This is a genomic window from Segatella copri, from assembly GCF_026015295.1.
Classification (GTDB): Bacteria; Bacteroidota; Bacteroidia; order Bacteroidales; family Bacteroidaceae; genus Prevotella; species Prevotella copri_C.
In genome coordinates this window covers 56,311-74,838 of the sequence record NZ_JAPDUW010000001.1, presented here as the reverse complement: position 1 = coordinate 74,838, position 18,528 = coordinate 56,311, and the positions used below count along the sequence as shown (strand labels likewise).

The window sequence follows — 18,528 nt, the reverse complement described above, 5'->3', positions numbered from 1 at the left end:
GCTTTGAATGCAAGAAGCTTTTGCTCTTTCAGGGCGACCTTTTTTGTGGAATATTTTATTCCCTGCCATGAGAAAAGAAGCTGAAATGATGGCTTTCTCATTATTTTATTGTACCTTTGCAAACAGAAATTAGAATAAAGAATGATAGTTTGTATAGCAGAGAAACCGAGCGTGGCTAAGGATATCGCACGAATCATCGGGGCTACCACGGCACGCGACGGTTATATGGAAGGTAATGGTTACCAAGTAACATGGACCTTCGGCCACCTTTGTGAGCTGAAGGAACCAGATGATTATACTCCGATGTGGAAACATTGGAGCCTTTCGGCGTTGCCGATGATTCCACAGCGTTTCGGTATCAAGCTCATCAACGATGAAGGCATCAAGAAGCAGTTTGCTACCATCGAGAAACTGATGCAGGCTGCCGACAGCATCATCAACTGCGGTGACGCCGGACAGGAAGGAGAGCTCATCCAGAGATGGGTGATGCAGAAGGCACAGGCAAAATGCCCCGTCAAGAGACTGTGGATTTCATCCATGACCGATGAAGCCATCAAGCAGGGATTCCAGGAACTGAAAGACCAGGGGGAATATCAGTCACTCTATCTTGCCGGACTTTCCCGTGCCATCGGCGACTGGATTCTCGGTATGAACGCCACCCGACTTTACACATTGAAATACGGTCAGAACCGGCAGGTGCTCAGCATCGGCCGGGTGCAGACCCCTACCCTTGCCCTCATCGTAAACCGCCAGAAGGAAATCGACAACTTCGTTTCCGAACCTTACTGGGTACTCGCCACCATCTACCGCGACACCCAGTTTACCGCTACCAGCGGCAAGTTTACCAGCAAGGAGGAAGGCGAGAAGGCTTTCAGTACCATCGCCGGCAAGCCCTTCACCGTTACCGATGTAAGCAAGAAGAAGGGAAACGAGGCGCCACCTCATCTCTACGACCTCACCTCGCTACAGGTGGATTGCAACAAGAAGTTTGCCTATTCAGCCGATATTACGCTGAAGCTCATCCAGAGTCTCTACGAGAAGAAGTATACCACTTATCCTCGTGTAGATACCCAGTTCCTGACCGACGATATCTATCCGAAATGTCCGCAGATTCTGAACGGAGTGAGTCAGGCAAAGATCATGAGTCAGCAGAAATACCTCCCGCTCATCCAGCAGCTCGCAACAATCAGCAAGAAATTGCCGAAGAGCAAGAAGGTTTTCGACAACAGTAAGGTAACCGACCACCACGCCATTATCCCAACCGGTGTTCCGCCAACCGGACTCACCGATATGGAGGCAAACGTGTATGATCTCATCGCCAAGCGCTTTATCAGCGTGTTCTATCCGGACTGTAAATTCTCTACCACAACCGTATTGGGCGAGGTAATCAACGAAGACGGTCCAAAACCGGAAAAGATAGAGTTCAAGGTAAGCGGTAAGGAGATTCTCGAACCAGGCTGGCGAGTAGTCTATGCCAAGGATGTAAAGAATGCAGATGACGATGATGCTTCAGATAACGCCAACGGAAATGCAGACTCAGGAAACGGTGCCAAGAAGGAAGTAGTAGAAGAAAGAACCCTCCCATCCTTCACAAAAGGCGAATCGGGAGAACATCAGCCTACCCTGACGGAGAAATGGACCACGCCACCTAAGTATTATACCGAGGCAACCCTGCTCCGTGCGATGGAGACAGCCGGCAAATTCGTAGAAGACGAAGAACTTCGTGCTGCATTGAAGGAGAACGGAATCGGCCGACCATCCTCCCGTGCCGGCATCATCGAGACCCTCTTCAAGCGCCACTATATCCGTCGCCAGCGCAAGAATCTGATGGCAACCCCGACAGGCATCGAACTCATTGACACCATCCATGAGGAACTGCTGAAGAGTTGCGAGCTGACCGGTATCTGGGAGAAGAAACTCCGCGACATCGAGCACAAGACCTACGATCCTGCCGACTTCATCAACGGACTGAAAGAACAGATCAACAAGATTGTCATCGATGTGTTGTCAGACAACAGCAACCGGAGAGTGACCATCATGACAGAGGAAGACCTCAAGAAGAAACCGGCTGCCAAGAAAACGGCAGTCCGAAAGGCTCCTGCCAAGAAAGCCGATAAGGCTGCTGCACAGAATACTGATTCTCAGAATGCCCCTGCTCAGCCGGCTCCAGCTGCCGACCCAATGGTTGGCAAGCCATGCCCGCTTTGCGGCAAGGGCGTCATCATCAAGGGCAAGACCGCCTATGGCTGCAGCAACTGGAAGGCAGGTTGCCAATATCGTCAGCCATTCTCGCAGATGTAAATCAATATGAAACAAATAAGATTTTATCAAATCATAACAGCAATCAGCTGCCTCTTTCTGATAAGTTGCGGCATTGACCAGAACCTGAAGAAAGCAGACAAGCATCTTTCTTTAGGCGAATACTACGATGCGGCAACCCAATATAAAAAGGTGTACACCAAGACACCTACCAAAGAGCGGGCTGCCCGGGGCAAGGTGGCTCTAAAGATGGCACGCTGCTATGATAAAATCAACAGTACGCCGAAGGCACTGGCTGCCTACAGCAATGCCATCCGATACAAGCAGGCAGACCTCAACGACCGCCTGGCTTACGCCCGGCTTCTCCTGAAGAACGGAAGTTACAGACAGGCTGCCAAGGAATTCGAATTCCTGCTCGATTCCATGCCCGACAACATGCTGGTAAAGAACGGACTCGAATCGGCGCGAAAAGCCCCAGTCTGGAAGAAGGAAGGAAGCCGGTACAAGGTAAAGCGGATGGATGTTTTCAACTCCCGAAGAGACGACTATTCGCCAATGTTCCTCAGCGATGACAACAGTCAGCTCTATTTCACCTCAACCCGCAACGAAGCCCAGGGCAGCGATATGAACGGAGTGACGGGAACGAAATCTGCCGACATCTTCTTCTCTGAAAAGAACGACAAAGGCAAATGGAGCAAGCCGGAAGCCATCGGAACCGGTCTCAACACCGACTACGAAGAGGGCGCATGCTGCTTTACCCCAGACGGCAAACAGATGTACCTCACCCAGTGTGCCACCGATCCCACTTCGCCCCGCTTAGCCCAGATAGTAACCTCCAACCGCTCAGATGCAGCCTGGAGCAAGCCTACAAATCTGGAAATCAGCAAAGATACACTCAGTTGTTTTGCCCATCCAGCCATCTCCCCTGATGGCGAATGGCTCTATTTCGTATCAGACATGCCGGGCGGAAAGGGCGGTCTCGACATCTGGCGAGTGCGCATCACTCCTGCCGGACTGGGCGGTGTAGAGAACCTGGGCGAACCAATCAACACCCCAGGCGATGAGATGTTCCCTACCTTCCGTCCTAACGGCGACTTCTACTTCAGCAGCAACGGTCATGTGGGAATGGGCGGACTCGACATCTATATCGCCAAAGTAAATTCCATCACCCGGAAATATGAACTCACCCACCCCGGCTATCCGCTGAATACAGAAGCCGATGACTTCGGAATGACTTTCGAGGGTCTCCACAACCAGGGTTTCTTCTGCTCTAACAGAAAAGACGGAAGAGGCTACGATCATATCTACTCCTTCGAGAATCCGGAGATTGTTACCACGATGAAGGGATGGGTCTACGAGAAAGACGGTTATGAACTGCCTGCCGCAGAGGTGAGAATCGTAGGCAACGACGGAACGAACAGGAAACTATCCGTCAAGGGCGACGGTTCGTTTGTCCTCCCTATCAATCCGCATGTCGACTACCTGGTGATGGCATCCTGCAAAGGCTACCTCAACCACAAGGAAGAACTTCGGGTTGATTCGGCTAAAGAGAGTAAGGAATACGTGCTCCAGTTCCCGCTGGCTTCCATCACAGCCCCTGTACTCATCGACAACATCTTCTACGATTTCGACAAGGCAACCCTTACCGAAGCCAGTACAACAGCCCTCGACCAGCTGGTAACGCTGCTGAAAGAGAACCCGCACGTTACCATCGAACTCAGCGCCCATTGCGACTACAAGGGAAACAGCGAATATAACAAGCATCTGTCTCAGCGCCGCGCCCAATCGGTAGTAGACTATCTGATAAAACACGGCATAGAGAAAGAGCGCCTCACCCCTGTGGGCTACGGTAAGGAGAAGCCGAAGAATGTGCGCAAGAAACTTACCGAGAAGTATCCTTGGCTCAAGGAAGGCGATGTGCTCAACGAAGAATTTATCCTGAAGCAGAGCAAGGAGCATCAGGAAATCTGCAACCAGCTGAACCGCCGAACCGAGTTCAAAGTGCTACGCACTACCTATAAATTGTTTTAGAAACCGATATCATAAGCATAGGTGCTCTACTGAAAAAGTAGCAGCACCTATTTGTTTTTCTATATTCAGCAATATTAAATCTTCGTTCAAAGACATTGAATGTCCGTTCAAAGTCATTGAATGTCCGTTCAAAGACACTGAACGGACATTCAAAAGCTTTGAACAGAGATTTCAAGAGCATAAAGATGATATTTATAGTAATAAAAAACTCTTTCTATTAGCACTAAAAACTATTCTGCTAATAGAAAGAGTTGATCATTCATACAATTGATATCAGGGAAGAAGCCTACTGACGTGCATCAGCCAGTTCATTATATCCCCAAACCATGATGAGGACAACGATGCCAGCCAGCACCATCAGGAGATTCTGAGAGTGGGCGATGGAATCAGCCACATGCGTAAGGGCACGGGAGCCGGAGAGGAGGAAATCTATCTTCATAGAGAAAAGCCATCCCTGAATCTGTTCCCATCCCTGACAGACTACCGCTATGATGATGCCTGCTGCCACACAGGCTGCCGTCCATAAATGTTCCAGACGCTGGCGCTTAACCAGCGACATCGCAGTATCAGTTTCGGGTAAAGCCGGCAATGCCTGCATCACCCTATCGGAGAATCCGTCATCAGGAATCTCAGACATCTGGCAATCGGAAAAGAACATCTGCAAGAGTTCTTCATCCTGAGGACTCAACGGTTCCCCTTTCATGCTCTCCAACTTCTTATCATTTATCTTATCGGTCATAACCATTCTGTTTTAAGTAACTTGCAAGTTTCTGTTTTCCACGAGAGAGATGCGACTTGATGGTGCCTTGCACCATTCCCGTCACCTCTGCAATCTTATCTATAGAGAGTCCATCCATCAGCTGCAGCGTGATGCATGTACGTTCATTTTCATTCAATATCTGTAATGCCTTGAGCAAATCCATCTTTAATCCGGCATGGGCGCCCTGTGCATTCTTACTGGAAACGGCAGGCGTATCGATGTCCTGCGTCTCCTTATGGCTGCGGGTATAATCATACCATACATTATAGGCGATGCGGTAGAGCCAGGTGGAGAAAGAGGCTGTACCCCTGAAACCGGACAGATGGGTATATGCCTTGACAAAGGTATCCTGAGCCAAGTCGTCACTCAGCTGCGCATCCCCCAGCGTCTGCCGCAGGAAGAACCCACGAATAGGTGACTGATACTTCCTGACCAGCAGGTCGAACGACTTGCGGTCATGAAGCATCACCACCTTCGTGACGAGAGAGATATCGGATAACTTTTCCACCTTATATATATTAACTAATAATTGTTGTTCTTTTCCTTGTGACTTCCCCTCCTATTGAGAAGCCATGATATATTGAATGTCGGCTGCTAGACCGGAGTACCATTATATCCCGTGCCCTGGTCGCCATGACGGTTCTTCCACCAGTCCTTAATGGCAGGAAGCGAGCCGATAACGGTCTGACCGATGCCATAGAAGAAGACCAGGGCTCCGATGCCAGCCAGGAAATCAACATCCCACCAGGCAAACATGGCGCACAAGCCGGCTCCCAGGAAGGCATTTCTCAATCCCCGTTTCACGAGATACTCATCGCTCTGCTTGTCTATCGGCCGGTCGCTTTCCGGAACATTGATGCCCTTCTCCATCGCCATCTCCGCCAGTTTCATCCGGTCGTTGTGGCGGCGAATCAGATATCTGATAACCAGAAATACGATGATCAGCGGAGCAAAGACAAACAGCAGACCGAAGATGATACAGAAAATGATCATAACAGCCAGCGCTCCGCCACCAAATACCGAACCGATGAAATCGAACGGATCATCATAGTTGTCTAAACTGTATCTAGAATGAACAGATCTATTATCATTCTCATCATAATCATCATAGTTAGCCGAATCTGTACTGGTTGTATCAGAATAAGCCTCCAACGCCTCGTCGTCTTTATCCTTCGAAGCAGATGGCTGTGCGGCAGATGCAGGAGCAGCCTTTGAATCTACCTGTTGGGTAGTTGGATGATAACGATGTTTTGGAGCAGAAGACGCCAAAGACACTTGGGTGGCTCCGATGCTCATAACGAGCGCTAATGCCAATATTGCTTTCTTCATATCATTATTTTTTATTGTTTTACCTTGTTATTTTGAAAAATTTCTGCTTCTTAGACGCATCTCTTCGCGATTTAGTTGCAAAGAAACGAAAAATTTCTTATTTTTGCAAACAAATTAAAGAAAAAGAGACAGAATGAAGACATTACCTGAAGATTTCAGAACATATACGCAGGCGCTGATGGGCGAAAAGCTGTATCAGCGTCTGGAGCATGCTATCCTCGAAGAGGAGGCACCAACCAGTATCCGCATCAATCCTTTTAAATGCAAGGATGCTGATGGCGAACCGGTTCCCTGGTGTCCGGAAACCGGCCGTTATCTCTCTACGCGTCCCGGATTCACCTTCGATCCGCTGCTGCATGCCGGCTTATATTATGTACAGGAAGCCTCATCCATGTTTGTTGATATGGCTATCCGACAGTACGTAAAAGAACCGGTGATGATGCTGGATCTCTGTGCTGCCCCTGGCGGAAAGTCGACTGCCGTAAGGGCTGCCTTGCCGGAAGGGAGTCTGCTCTTCAGCAACGAACCGATGCGCACCCGCTCGCAGATTCTTGCCGAAAACGTACAGAAGTTCGGTCATCCGGATATGATTGTTACCAACAACTATCCCCGCGATTACAAGAAATCGAAATTGCAGTTTGATGTGATCCTTACCGATGTTCCCTGCTCCGGCGAAGGAATGTTCCGCAAAGATGAAGGGGCTATCGACGAATGGAGTACCCAGAATGTGAACAACTGCTGGCAGCTGCAGCGCGAAATCGTATCGGATATCTGGAACTGTCTGAAGCCAGGCGGTATCCTGATTTATTCTACCTGCACCTTCAATGCACACGAAGATGAGGAGAACGTGGACTGGATATGCGAAGAACTTGGCGCAGAAGTGATGGCACTGGAGGGTGTAGAAAATGCATGGAACATCACCCGCAACCTCACGGGCACCGACTTCCCTGTTTACCGATTTATTCCTGGCGTTTCGCGAGGCGAAGGTCTGTTTATGGCGATTCTGAAGAAAGAGGGCGAATGGGAAGCCGGCTCACCAGCCAAGGAGAACAGGAAGGATAAGAAGAAGAAAGACAAGAAGGTGGCTAAAGGAAAGGGACCGGAGATTCCGGACGGCTGGCTGAAGGCTGATACGGAATGGATGCCTGCAGAAAGCAACGAGACGGTTTACGCCATTCCGGGCAGATGGAAAGACATCTACGACCAGGCTGAAAAGAACCTGAAGGTGCTGCATGCAGGTGTGAAACTGGGAACTGACAAGGGAAAGGGTCTCATTCCCGACCAGGCTCTCGCTCTCTCTACGATGCTCAACAAAGATCACTTCCCACAGGTGGAGTTATCCTACGAAGATGCCATCCGCTACCTTCGCAAGGAGGCTGTGAATCTACCTGCCGATACGCCTAAGGGTTATGTACTGGTAACCTACAGACAGGTTCCGATAGGCTGGGAAAAGAACATCGGCAACCGTGCCAACAACCTCTATCCGCAGGAGTGGAAAATCAAGAGCAGCCATGGGACGGGAGAGCTGTTTATAGTTAATAGTTTATAGCAAGAATGAATAATTCAACATTCAACACTCAACATTCAACATTAAAATAAAAAATGCTTAGCATCATCGCCTGTATATCAAAAGTGCATAGAGCTATCGGGTACAAGAACCGGTTGCTCTATGCCATCCCATCGGACATGACCCGATTTCGTATGCTCACAACTGGACATACGATCATCATGGGCAGGAATACATTTGAGTCGCTGCCGAACGGAGCCTTGCCCAACCGCCGCAATATTGTTGTCTCGAAGACAAGAGAGCAGATAACAGGGTGCGAAGTATACACCTCTCTGGAAGAAGCGCTGGTAGCAAGGAAAGAATCTGTTGGAAGCAAAGAAGCGATTGGAAGCAAAGAAGCTTCAGATGAATGTTTCATCATCGGAGGAGCCAGCATATATGAACAGGCTTTGCCTTTTGCAGACAAGCTTTATCTCACAATCGTAGAAAAGGAACCTGAACATGCCGATACCTTCTTTCCGGAAATCAATCCGGCAGAATGGGAAGTGACAGAAAAAGAAATGAGGAATGAAAACGGCTTACCGTTCACATTCCTCACCCTTTATAGAAAGCAGTAATCCCGCAGGGAGCTACTGCTTTTTTTTCTTTTTATATCTTATTTCTCTGCTGCAGCCTCCTCATCAGTTTCCTCTTCATCATCGTTGAAAGTCTTGAGGTCCTGCATAGAAAGCTGACGATTGATAGATGCATTGAAAGAGATGATGGTCTCGCTGCGAGACAATCCCAGTGGCTGCAACTTGTCGTGGATGATTTCCAGGAGATGGTGGTTGTTCAGCGCGTAAATCTTGATAAACATATCAAAACCGCCTGTAGTATAGTGACACTCCACAACCTCAGGAATCTTCTTCAACTCCTCTACAACCTGGTCAAACTTCTCAGGCTCCTTCAGATAGAGTCCCATATAAGCACAAGTTTCGTAACCTATCTTTTCTGGGTCAATGATGAATTGTGAACCCTTGATGATACCAAGATTTGTAAGTTTAGCAACACGCTGATGAATGGCAGCACCGCTCACATTGCAAGCGCGTGCCACTTCCAAAAATGGAATACGGGCATCCTGAGAAATCAGCTTCAGAATCTGCCTATCTAATGAATCTAAAATTTGTTTTGCCATAATACTAATAATTTGCGTGCAAAGATAATACAAAAAATTAATAAAAGCAATTTTTTAAGAGAAAAACATGATAAATTAATATTATTTTCCATTTTCTGTGGCAGAATAACTGATTTTTAGTGCTTTTGCCTGGCGCAAAGCCTGCTTTACGTCGGTTATCACACCCATCTTGGTTTCCTGATCTGCTTTGATTGATACGGTCATCAGCTTCTGGTCTTCCGGCGACATACGCTTCTTTTCTGCCGAAATGTAATCCATCACTTCGGGAGCCGAAGCAAACTTATCATTCAACTGAATCTGGGTACCGGTACCATACTTTGCCTGCATCTCTTTGGTTGGCTTACCTATATAAATATGGCTCACCGCCGATTTTTTGGTCAGGCGGGTGAGTTCCTTGCCTTGTGGCAAACGGCAGTCTACCTTCAAGGTAACCTGGCGCATGTGGGTAACAATCATAAAGAAGAACAGTACGGAGAAAATGAGGTCTGGCAGAGAAGATGTATTCAACCCTGGCACTTCATGCGATTTCTTATGAAAATTCATCATTGTTTACCTCCTTTCTGCTGTTCTGTAGCTGTTTCTATAGAATTTTCTTCCCCTTGCTTTTCTTCAGCATTGGCATCAACACGCTGGTCGGCATGAGTCATTGCGTTGGCATACGACTCTGTGATGCGCTGCGGACAGATGGTGCGCACCTGTTCTTTCTGGTCATTGTTCAAGAGGGCATAATCCCTGTGATATTTCTTCTGGGCTGTTTCGTTGCGTAGCTGGCTATATGCTTCCATCAGCTGATTCTGCATCTGGAAATAGAGATTATAGTCGGCATCGCGGTCACTCTCGATAGAGATGAGATGTTTCTTGCCCAGGCGGTGTACAAAGCGGATGGTTTCTTCCTTGAGCTGGCTCACCTGCATCGGCTTACCGTTGACCAAAAGCGTATCGCCAGCTGTCAGGCGCAGCGCCATCAGATTAGCCTTGTCTACCACCGACTGCTGCTGTTCCTTCTTCTGCGGTTCAGGTGAAGGGAGTTGGCGCAACAGTCCCTTATCCACATCCATTGATGTGGTGACAAGGAAGAATATCAACAGCATGAACGAGATGTCGGCTGTAGATGTGGTATTCAGTCCCGGGGTTTCGTGTTGCTTCCTTCTAATCAGCATATTTAATCCTTATTTATAGAATAGAGAGCCTAAAGCACTCTCTTTAGTTTTTCTTCCGAATATAACGTGTGGCACCGAAACAGACGGCACCGATTCCTGCCACCAGCATCAGGAGCGATGTGATGACAAACATATCTGAAAGCTTGAGCCAGAGCCAGTCGGCATAATTCTCGCCATTGATGAGCATCGGAGCAGAACCGCCCAAAAAGAAGGTAAGCAGCAAAACTGCCAAAGTTCCGATCCATGTGATGCGGAAGATGCGACGCACGGGAATGCCATTCACTACAGCCTCCGACTTGCTGCTGTGATAATCTCTGATCATCGAAAAGACTGCCAGACCTGTACCTCCTATCAGGAAGAGCCACATCAGCAGGATGAGCACATCGGTAAAGAGAGGCGCATTAAAGTCGGGGTTCTCTTCGAAAGGCAAATCGTAGCCTACCAAAAAGAACAGACCGAAAACCAGCACCGCCAGTCCTATCATGATATAGAACACCTGCTGCGATATCTTTTCGGCCGACTTCGTCTTCTGCTTTGAAAATTGAAATTTAACCATTTCTCTCTTCGTTTATTTATTCTTGGCAATAATATCCATTAAAGTAACCGCCGACTCCTCCATCTGGCTTGTCAGGTGCTCCACCTTAGAAAGGATGTAGTTATAGAAAACCTGAAGGATGAGGGCTACGATGATACCGAAGATGGTAGTGATGAGCGCCACTTTCATACCCGAAGCAACGATAGTAGGACTGATATCGCCCGCCTGCTGAATCTGGTCGAACGACATGACCATACCGATCACGGTTCCGAGGAATCCGAGCGATGGCGCCATAGCGATAAAGAGTTTGATCCAAGAGCAGCCTTTCTCCAGGTTAGCCGCCTGAACGGTACCATATCCGCTTACCGAGCGCTCGATGTCATCAAGACTCTCGCTGATATGCATCAAACCCTGGTAGCATATAGAAGCCACCGGTCCGCGAGTATTCCGGCAGAGCGTCTTAGCCCCTTCCACATCTCCCGCCGACACCTTCTGGTCGATATCCTGCATCAACTTCTTGGCGTTGATTTCAGAAAGACTCAGATAGATGATGCGCTCGATACAGAAAGCCATACCCACGATGAGGGCGATGGCAACGAGAGACATAAATCCCGCATTACCCTCTATAAACTTTGTCTTAAGAGCTTGATGAAATCCCATGCTCTCTTCTTGAGCCATCATAGGCAGAGAACACATCCATGTGAAAACCAATATTGCAAAACGTGCAATAGCTGTATTTTTCTTCATATACCTTATTATATATATAAAAGCGGAAAGAGGGGGATTCGAACCCCCGAACCGGTTTTGCCGGTTACACGCTTTCCAGGCGTGCCTCTTCAGCCACTCGAGCACCTTTCCATATTCCGAAGAACTCTTCTTAATCGCCGCAACATGCTGCTGCAACAATTTCGAAGTGCAAAATTATTGCTTTTCCTCCGAAATACCATAACTTTCATTGTTTTTTTATGTTTATTTAAGGAGTTTTGAACGCTTGCGTCCTATACTTGCGATACGGATAGCGGAAAAACCCGCTCTGCATTGAGGTTGGTCTGTCGGGCAAACTCCTCTTCGCTTATGCCATAAGCCTTGGCGAGCGTCTTCATCACTTCTACCACAAAAGCGCTTTCGTTGCGTTTTCCGCGGTATGGAACGGGAGCCATATACGGACTGTCGGTCTCCAGAACGATGCGATCCAGAGGAACTACAGCAGGGAGGTCTTCTCTGAGATGGCTGCTCTTGAAAGTAGATACGCCACCGACGCCCAATACAAACTTATCGAAGGAGAGCAGTTCTTCTGCCTCCTTCTGGTTGCCCGTAAAGCAATGGAAGACGCCACCCGGCAGTTCTTTCTCATACTTTCTGAGCAGATGCACCATCTCGTTCTGAGCCTTGCGGCAATGAATCATCAGCGGGAGCTGGGTTTCTACCGACCATTTTACCTGTTCCTCGAAAACCTCGAGCTGCTCGTTTTCGAACTCACGGCTCCAGTAATAATCAAGTCCTACCTCTCCGATGGCGATCAAGTCAGAAAACTGAGGAGAACCACCCTCCTGACAGGCATTACCGGTCATGCGATGCTCATCCAGTATCTTCCGGAGTTCAGCCAGCTGTTCCTTCCAGTCAGCCTTCACCTCTTCAGGATGCAGACCAATCATCGGATAAGCATAGCCCGGATATTCCTTGCTCAATGCCAGGACCGCGTGTGTGGTCTTCACATCGATGGCAGGCAAGAACACCTTGCCTACCCCCGCTTCCTTGGCACGGGCGAAAGCCTCCGCCCTATCCTCATCAAACTCTTCCGCATCGAAATGCGTATGTGTATCTATGACTTTGAACATTGAACTTTGAACTTTATGATTAGTACTGTCGCTTCATCATTTTCTGAGCATACTTTGCCAATTCCTCCTTACGCTCAGCAGGCACATTCACGGCATCCAGATACTTCTTGCTCTGCTCGAAATAATAAGCAATCTTATCCTGCGCCAGTTTGTCGATACCTATCTCGTTGTAAAGACGGGTAACGGCAGCCACCTTCTCCTTGCGGTCGAACTCCTCGGCATCCACCCACTTCTGCAGTTCTGCACGCTGAGCGTCGTTGGCATGGTTGAAGGCATTGATGAGCATGTAAGTCTTCTTGTTGGATGTGATATCGCCACCAATCTCCTTACCGAACACCTTGGTATCGCCGTAAACATCGAGGTAATCATCCTGCAACTGGAACGCCAATCCAATCTGCTCGCCAAACTTATACAGGTTCTCTGCATCCTCATTAGAAGCATCGGCAAGGATAGCACCCATCTTCAGGGCACAAGCCAGGAGAACGCTGGTCTTGAGGCGGATCATCTCGATATATTCCTCCTCCTTCACATCGTTACGGTTTTCAAACTCCATATCAAACTGCTGACCTTCACCAATTTCCAGGGCAGTGGTCGTAAAGAGTTTCAACACCTTGGCAAGATGCTTTTCATCACATTGAGCCATACGTTCATAAGCCAGAACGAGCATGCTGTCGCCCGAAAGGATTGCCGTATTGGCATCCCATTTCTTATGAACCGTTTCATGACCGCGACGCAAATCAGCATTGTCCATCAGGTCATCATGCAGCAAAGTATAGTTATGATAAGTTTCCAGGGCAACGGCATTCATCAGAATCTTCTCAGGATTGTCCTTGAAAAGATTGTAGCCCAGAAGCATGAGCGTAGGACGAATACGCTTGCCCCCCATAGAAAGTACGTATCTGATAGGCTCATAAAGAGACTTTGGCTTTCTTTCGTAAGGCAAATTAGCCAGAAACTCATTTACCATGCTTAAAATTTCATCTGCTGTCTTCATAATAATGTATAATTTATAATGTATTATTTACAATGAACTATTTATAGCTGGAACACTACCGGGATGGCAATCATCGTGCGACAGACCTTGCCTTTATCGATGCCCGGTTTCCACTTCGGCATCATCTTCATCACCCTCAAAGCCTCGTTGTCGAGCAATGGATCTACCGAAGTGCTTACCTTGATATTGGCAACACTTCCATCCTTGTTTACGATAAAGGATACCACTACGGTTCCCTGAATCCTACTCTTCTGGGCAGCTACAGGGTACTTCAGGTTCTTGGTAAGCCACTGCATGAAGGCAGACCAGCCACCAGGAAACTGCGGTATCTTCTGCACGACGGTCAGTTTGATAGGAGCCTCAGCTCCCGGATTCTCAATGGGAGTTTCAGGAACCGCTTCCTTCACCTCAGCTCCATCCACTACACCCGATCCGTCGCCGATAACCAGTTCGCTGGTTGTAGAACTGATTTTCTGCGGTGCCTTCTGAGTCTGTTGCTCGGCAGCCTTCACTTCCTGGGTAATTGACTTAGAAGCAGGAGCCGAAACAGCCTCTGCACTCACCATATCTTTCAGGTCGGGACGAGCCGACATTTCCAGATCCTGTGAGAGATCTTCCATCGATTCCGACAAGTCATCATCTCCCTGCGGACCTCTCTGATATTGGAGTCCTACGAAGATGAAAGTAAAAGCCAGCAGCAAACCTAGCAGGAAAAATGTAACCCGCTTATCTTCCAGTTGTGCGCTATTTGATTTCTTAATTTCCACAATAAAAACCGTTTAAAATCGTTATTTCCTACGAAAACATTGCAAAATTACTTCTTATTATTGAAAAAAGCAGTATCTTTGCCAAAGAATTAGAAAATTTAAATGAAAAAATATGTAATTTCCGCAATATTGACGCTTTTTGCGACAATTATTGATGCTCAAGAGAGCCAAACGGGGTATAATTTCCTTCGCTTGCCGGTGAGTGCTCATGCAGCTGCTCTGGGTGGCGACAACATCACCTTGATAGAAGATGATGAGGCACTCATATTCCATAATCCGGCTCTTCTGTCATCAGTAAACGACAAGATGGTCAATCTCAATTATATGAACTATATGTCGGGGGTGAACACTGCCTCGGCTAGTTTCAACCGTACTGTCAACGACAAGGCTTCGTGGGCTGTTTCGGCTCAGCTTGTTGACTACGGCAAGATGAAAGAGACGGATGAGAACAACATCCAAATGGGTGAGTTCTCGGCAAAGGATATTGCCGTTGCGGGTTACTTCTCTTATATGCTCGGTGAAAAGTTTGCGGGTGGTATTGCCGCCAAATTCATCACTTCGTATATTGGCGATTACAATTCTATCGCTGTGGGAGTGGATCTGGGTATCAACTATTACGACCCGGAAACGGAATGGTCGGTTTCTTGCGTGGCAAAGAACCTGGGTGGACAGCTGAAAGCCTACGATAATGAATACGAGAAGATGCCGATCGACCTGCAGTTGGGTGTGACGAAACGCTTCGCCAACGCACCGTTCAGGGTATCAGCCACACTGGTCAACCTGAACCATTGGGACAGCAGTCTTCGTGATCATGCCGTAGTAGGTGCCGACATTCTGCTTTCAGAAAGCCTGTGGATAGGTGCCGGCTACAACTTCCGGAGAGCCAGCGAGATGAAAATCAGCACCTCAGAAGATGAGGAAAGCAGTCATGGAGCCGGTTTTTCTGTGGGTGGCGGTATCAACCTGGAGCGCTTCCATCTGAACGTTGCCTACGGCAAATATCACGTCAGTAGCAGCAGTCTCATGCTGAACGTAAGTTACAGATTATAAATTGTACATTATAAATTATACATTAAAGTTAGTTCGAAATTATGAAGAAAATAACAATAGCAATAGACGGATACTCTTCTTGCGGTAAGAGTACGATGGCAAAGGATCTTGCCAAGGAAATAGGTTATGTTTATGTAGATACGGGCGCCATGTACCGCTCGGTAACTCTCTATGCGCTGCGTCATCAGCTCTTCGAAGCAGATGGAGCCGTAAAGACTGAAGAACTGCAGAAGGAGATGAAGAACATCTGCATCTCATTCAAGTTTAATGAAACAATCGGTCGCCCAGACTGCTATCTGAACGGCGAACTGGTAGAAAAGGAAATCCGTTCGTTAGAGGTTTCCAACCACGTTAGTCCGATTGCCGCCGTTCCTTTCGTCAGAGAGGCGCTGGTAGAACAGCAGCAGAAGATGGGCGAAGACAAGGGTATCGTGATGGATGGTCGCGATATAGGTACCACCGTGTTCCCTAATGCCGAACTGAAGATTTTCGTTACAGCCAGCTCACAGGTGAGAGCACAGCGCCGTTTCGATGAACTGAAGGAAAAAGGAATGCCAGCCGACTTCGATGCGATTCTGAAGAATGTAGAGGAGCGCGACTATATCGATACCCACCGCGAGACTTCCCCACTCAGAAAGGCTGATGATGCCATCACGCTCGACAACAGCAACATGACCATTCCTGAACAGAAGGCATGGCTGATGGAACAATATCAAAAGGCAATAGCAGAATAAGCTACAGAAAAGAGACTGCCGGGTTATTTATGCGAAAATACGTTAAATATACTACTTTTACCGATAAATTTATTTTATTCGATGAAAAAGATTTGGAAAAAAAACTTCAATTTAGTATCTTTGCAATCATATTAACAAGGTAGTAATGATATAGATTATAAATTTTGAGTTAATTACTGTTTTTTGAAGGTGATAGGTCTTCGGGAGAAGATTTATCACCTGTTTTATTTTCAGACAGTTTATAAAAGATAAACCCATTTGACGCTGTAAAACACAGCGTCAAATGGGTTAACTAATTAATAACCAACATATTAAGTTTTTCAATCAACAATAAAACTATCCTCTAACCTTGATACGGCGAAACGCCGTAACAAGGGTATCAAGTGACTGATAGTCAACATCTTAACTCTCACTATAAGAGAACCGAACTATCGTTGATAATCTTATCCTTGCACTCTTCCATCAGCCACTTCGGCGTACTGGTAGCACCACAGATACCTACCGTTTCCACATCCTTGAACCAGTTCATATCTATCTCGTCGGCACTTTCTATCTGGTAGCTGTTGGCATTCACGCTCTTGCATTCCTTGAAAAGCACCTTACCGTTCGAGCTCTTTCTGCCACTCACAAAGAGGATGACATCATGCTTGCTGGCAAAGGCAGCGATGTTAGGCATGCGGTTAGCCACCTGACGGCAGATAGTATCGAAACTCTTGAAGACAGCGCCCTCAACAATATGCTCCTGGCAGTATTCGATGATGCGGTGGAACTCATCGAGACTCTTGGTTGTCTGGGAGTAAAGATAGATATCTTTAGAGAAATCCAACTGACCGCTTTCCTTCAGCTGCTTCACATCCTCAAACTTCTCTACCACGATGGCATGACTCTCCGTCTGCCCCACCAGTCCGAGCACCTCAGCATGGCCGTTCTTGCCGAAAATCACAATCTGTGCCTCCGGATTGTTGACATACTGCTTCTTGATGCGGCGCTGCAACTGGAGCACCACAGGACAGGTAGCATCGATGATTTCAATGTTGTTTCGCTCGGCAAGGGCATAAGTTTCAGGCGGTTCACCATGAGCACGGAGCAAGACCTTTACGCCCTGCAGTTCCTCCATCTGCTCATGGTCTATCGTGATGAGTCCCGCTTCATGCAGGCGCTCCACCTCCATACCGTTATGCACAATATCGCCCAGGCAGTAAAGTTTACCGCCCTTAGCCAACTCCTCTTCAGCTTTCTTGATGGCAGTGGTTACGCCAAAGCAGAACCCACTGCCGTTATCTATTTCTATCTGCACGATATTCGTTTTTAATTCATTGTACATTAATCTTCACCACCACCTTAGCATGTTCAGGATCATTCGTAATCATGAGGATACGAGGGTGTCTGACACGCGATTTCTTCAAGTCGGCAGCCACAGCCGTCACCTTCATCTTAACGGTCTCTCCTGGCTGAATTTTACTCTTCTTCAGGTTCACCTGCAAGCCCATCGTAAACATCTGCATGCTGCGGATATCCAGTTCCGACTTACCCTTATTGGTAATCAGAATCTCACCCTTCAGCTTCTTCTTTCCATTGAAACTACCCAGATTGAGATCGGTGGCAGACATCTCAATCTTCGGAGCCAGTACCTTCTTGGCTGGAGTCATGTTCTCGAAACCAGGAAGAAGAACGGCTGATACCACGATTTCCTTCTCAGGCGCAATCTTATCGCCAGGACGTTCACCGAGATAAACCGATGTCTGGTTCAAGCCCAGGTCGCGCAGTTTCTTGGAATCCAGCACGAAACTGATTTCGGCAGAATGACGCGGAGCTACCTTGGAAGGCGATACGAAAGCATGAAGATAGGGTGGCAGATGCATCACTACCGGCTCCAGTAATTCGTCGGTAGGATTGAAGATATGGATGCGCTGAACCGGACGGTCGCCACGGTTCACGTCATCAAACTCCACCTCCTGGGCATCACTCTTGATGACACCCAGCATCTCATCGTAAGAACCAGCGAAATCTACTACGCTGCCCACTACCTTTCCCCTCATAGAGAGGATGAACGGCTCTTCATCCGCATTGGTATAGAGGCAAACCTGCTTGGTGAAAGTACCCATCTGCTTGGCATCGTATACCGCCTTGATGACGAAACTTTCGCCGGCAGCAATGCTCGTCTTCGGATAACCTACCTCCGTACAGCCGCAGCTTTTCAATACATTGTTGATAACCAACGGCTTGAGCCCGTCATTCTTCAGCATGAATTCGGCAGTTACAGGCTTGTTGAACACCACCTGTCCGCAGTCTACCACCTCGTGCTGGGTTGTAATCTTCTGTGCTGATGCAGGCAGCGCCAACAGCGCTGAGAGCATCCATATATTCATCCGTTTCATACTATTCTATTT

General features: G+C 47.8%; 19 protein-coding genes and 1 tRNA gene. 6 read left to right on the top strand and 14 right to left on the bottom strand.

The window, feature by feature from the left end; translation table 11 throughout:
• Window positions 1-141: 141 nt before the first annotated feature.
• Together ONT18_RS00260 and ONT18_RS00255 are read left to right on the top strand one after the other, a co-directional pair.
• Window positions 142-2,301, top strand: a complete 2,160-nt coding sequence (locus ONT18_RS00260) for a DNA topoisomerase 3 (protein ID WP_264903533.1) — start codon at window positions 142-144, stop codon at window positions 2,299-2,301.
• 6 nt (window positions 2,302-2,307) lie between these two features.
• A complete protein-coding gene (locus ONT18_RS00255; RefSeq protein ID WP_264903532.1) occupies window positions 2,308-4,290 on the top strand; it encodes an OmpA family protein in 1,983 nt (660 codons plus the stop codon).
• Window positions 4,291-4,576: 286 nt separating this feature from the next.
• Here ONT18_RS00255 and ONT18_RS00250 read toward each other — a convergent pair whose 3' ends face one another.
• From ONT18_RS00250 to ONT18_RS00240, 3 genes are all read right to left on the bottom strand, one after another.
• A complete protein-coding gene (locus ONT18_RS00250; RefSeq protein ID WP_264903531.1) occupies window positions 4,577-5,029 on the bottom strand; it encodes a DUF5056 domain-containing protein in 453 nt (150 codons plus the stop codon).
• The gene (locus ONT18_RS00245) at window positions 5,019-5,558 is read right to left on the bottom strand and encodes an RNA polymerase sigma factor (protein WP_118190047.1); all 540 of its coding nucleotides are present in this window, start codon (window positions 5,556-5,558) and stop codon (window positions 5,019-5,021) included. The genes ONT18_RS00250 and ONT18_RS00245 overlap by 11 nt, the downstream gene beginning before the upstream one ends.
• Before the next feature lie 86 nt (window positions 5,559-5,644).
• Window positions 5,645-6,379: a DUF6249 domain-containing protein gene (locus ONT18_RS00240; protein WP_264903530.1), complete on the bottom strand. Its 735-nt coding sequence runs from the start codon at window positions 6,377-6,379 to the stop codon at window positions 5,645-5,647.
• Between the two features lie 133 nt (window positions 6,380-6,512).
• Here ONT18_RS00240 and ONT18_RS00235 point away from each other — a divergent pair, with 133 nt between their 5' ends.
• Together ONT18_RS00235 and ONT18_RS00230 are read left to right on the top strand one after the other, a co-directional pair.
• On the top strand, window positions 6,513-7,928 hold the full coding sequence (locus ONT18_RS00235; RefSeq protein ID WP_264903529.1) for an RsmB/NOP family class I SAM-dependent RNA methyltransferase: 1,416 nt from the start codon (window positions 6,513-6,515) through the stop codon (window positions 7,926-7,928).
• Between the two features lie 53 nt (window positions 7,929-7,981).
• Entirely contained in the window at window positions 7,982-8,503 is a 522-nt protein-coding gene (locus ONT18_RS00230) for a dihydrofolate reductase (protein WP_264903528.1), read from the top strand.
• A 38-nt stretch (window positions 8,504-8,541) separates the two neighbouring features.
• Here ONT18_RS00230 and ONT18_RS00225 read toward each other — a convergent pair whose 3' ends face one another.
• The 9 genes from ONT18_RS00225 to ONT18_RS00185 all read right to left on the bottom strand — a co-directional run bounded on the left by ONT18_RS00225 (window position 8,542) and on the right by ONT18_RS00185 (window position 14,354).
• Complete coding sequence (locus ONT18_RS00225; RefSeq protein WP_119229165.1) at window positions 8,542-9,060, bottom strand: Lrp/AsnC family transcriptional regulator; 519 nt, start codon at window positions 9,058-9,060, stop codon at window positions 8,542-8,544.
• A gap of 81 nt (window positions 9,061-9,141) precedes the next feature.
• Entirely contained in the window at window positions 9,142-9,606 is a 465-nt protein-coding gene (locus ONT18_RS00220) for an ExbD/TolR family protein (protein WP_117694272.1), read from the bottom strand.
• Window positions 9,603-10,220, bottom strand: a complete 618-nt coding sequence (locus ONT18_RS00215) for an ExbD/TolR family protein (protein ID WP_264903527.1) — start codon at window positions 10,218-10,220, stop codon at window positions 9,603-9,605. Before ONT18_RS00215 ends, ONT18_RS00220 begins: the two co-directional genes overlap by 4 nt.
• Window positions 10,221-10,263: 43 nt before the next feature.
• Window positions 10,264-10,776 carry a hypothetical protein gene (locus ONT18_RS00210; protein ID WP_264903526.1) on the bottom strand — a complete coding sequence of 171 codons (513 nt, stop codon included), beginning with the start codon at window positions 10,774-10,776 and terminating at the stop codon, window positions 10,264-10,266.
• Window positions 10,777-10,788: 12 nt separating this feature from the next.
• Window positions 10,789-11,451, bottom strand: coding sequence for a MotA/TolQ/ExbB proton channel family protein (locus ONT18_RS00205; RefSeq protein ID WP_118081725.1), 663 nt, complete (start codon window positions 11,449-11,451; stop codon window positions 10,789-10,791).
• Between the two features lie 74 nt (window positions 11,452-11,525).
• A tRNA-Ser gene (locus ONT18_RS00200) sits at window positions 11,526-11,613 on the bottom strand.
• 140 nt (window positions 11,614-11,753) lie between these two features.
• A complete protein-coding gene (locus ONT18_RS00195; RefSeq protein ID WP_264903525.1) occupies window positions 11,754-12,593 on the bottom strand; it encodes a TatD family hydrolase in 840 nt (279 codons plus the stop codon).
• 19 nt (window positions 12,594-12,612) lie between these two features.
• Complete coding sequence (locus ONT18_RS00190; protein ID WP_264903524.1) at window positions 12,613-13,587, bottom strand: polyprenyl synthetase family protein; 975 nt, start codon at window positions 13,585-13,587, stop codon at window positions 12,613-12,615.
• Between the two features lie 41 nt (window positions 13,588-13,628).
• Window positions 13,629-14,354 carry an energy transducer TonB gene (locus tag ONT18_RS00185; protein WP_022121382.1) on the bottom strand — a complete coding sequence of 242 codons (726 nt, stop codon included), beginning with the start codon at window positions 14,352-14,354 and terminating at the stop codon, window positions 13,629-13,631.
• Between the two features lie 102 nt (window positions 14,355-14,456).
• On the opposite strand from ONT18_RS00185, the gene porQ reads away from it, so the two are divergent.
• Both porQ and cmk read left to right on the top strand, forming a co-directional pair.
• A complete protein-coding gene (porQ, locus tag ONT18_RS00180; RefSeq protein ID WP_264903523.1) occupies window positions 14,457-15,404 on the top strand; it encodes a type IX secretion system protein PorQ in 948 nt (315 codons plus the stop codon).
• 41 nt (window positions 15,405-15,445) lie between these two features.
• Entirely contained in the window at window positions 15,446-16,138 is a 693-nt protein-coding gene (gene cmk, locus ONT18_RS00175) for a (d)CMP kinase (RefSeq protein ID WP_264903522.1), read from the top strand.
• A 412-nt stretch (window positions 16,139-16,550) separates the two neighbouring features.
• Here cmk and ONT18_RS00170 read toward each other — a convergent pair whose 3' ends face one another.
• The gene (locus ONT18_RS00170; RefSeq protein ID WP_264906750.1) at window positions 16,551-17,438 is read right to left on the bottom strand and encodes a 4-hydroxy-3-methylbut-2-enyl diphosphate reductase; all 888 of its coding nucleotides are present in this window, start codon (window positions 17,436-17,438) and stop codon (window positions 16,551-16,553) included.
• 13 nt (window positions 17,439-17,451) lie between these two features.
• Window positions 17,452-18,516, bottom strand: coding sequence for a DUF1573 domain-containing protein (locus ONT18_RS00165; RefSeq protein WP_264903521.1), 1,065 nt, complete (start codon window positions 18,514-18,516; stop codon window positions 17,452-17,454).
• Between the last annotated feature and the right edge of the window lie 12 nt (window positions 18,517-18,528).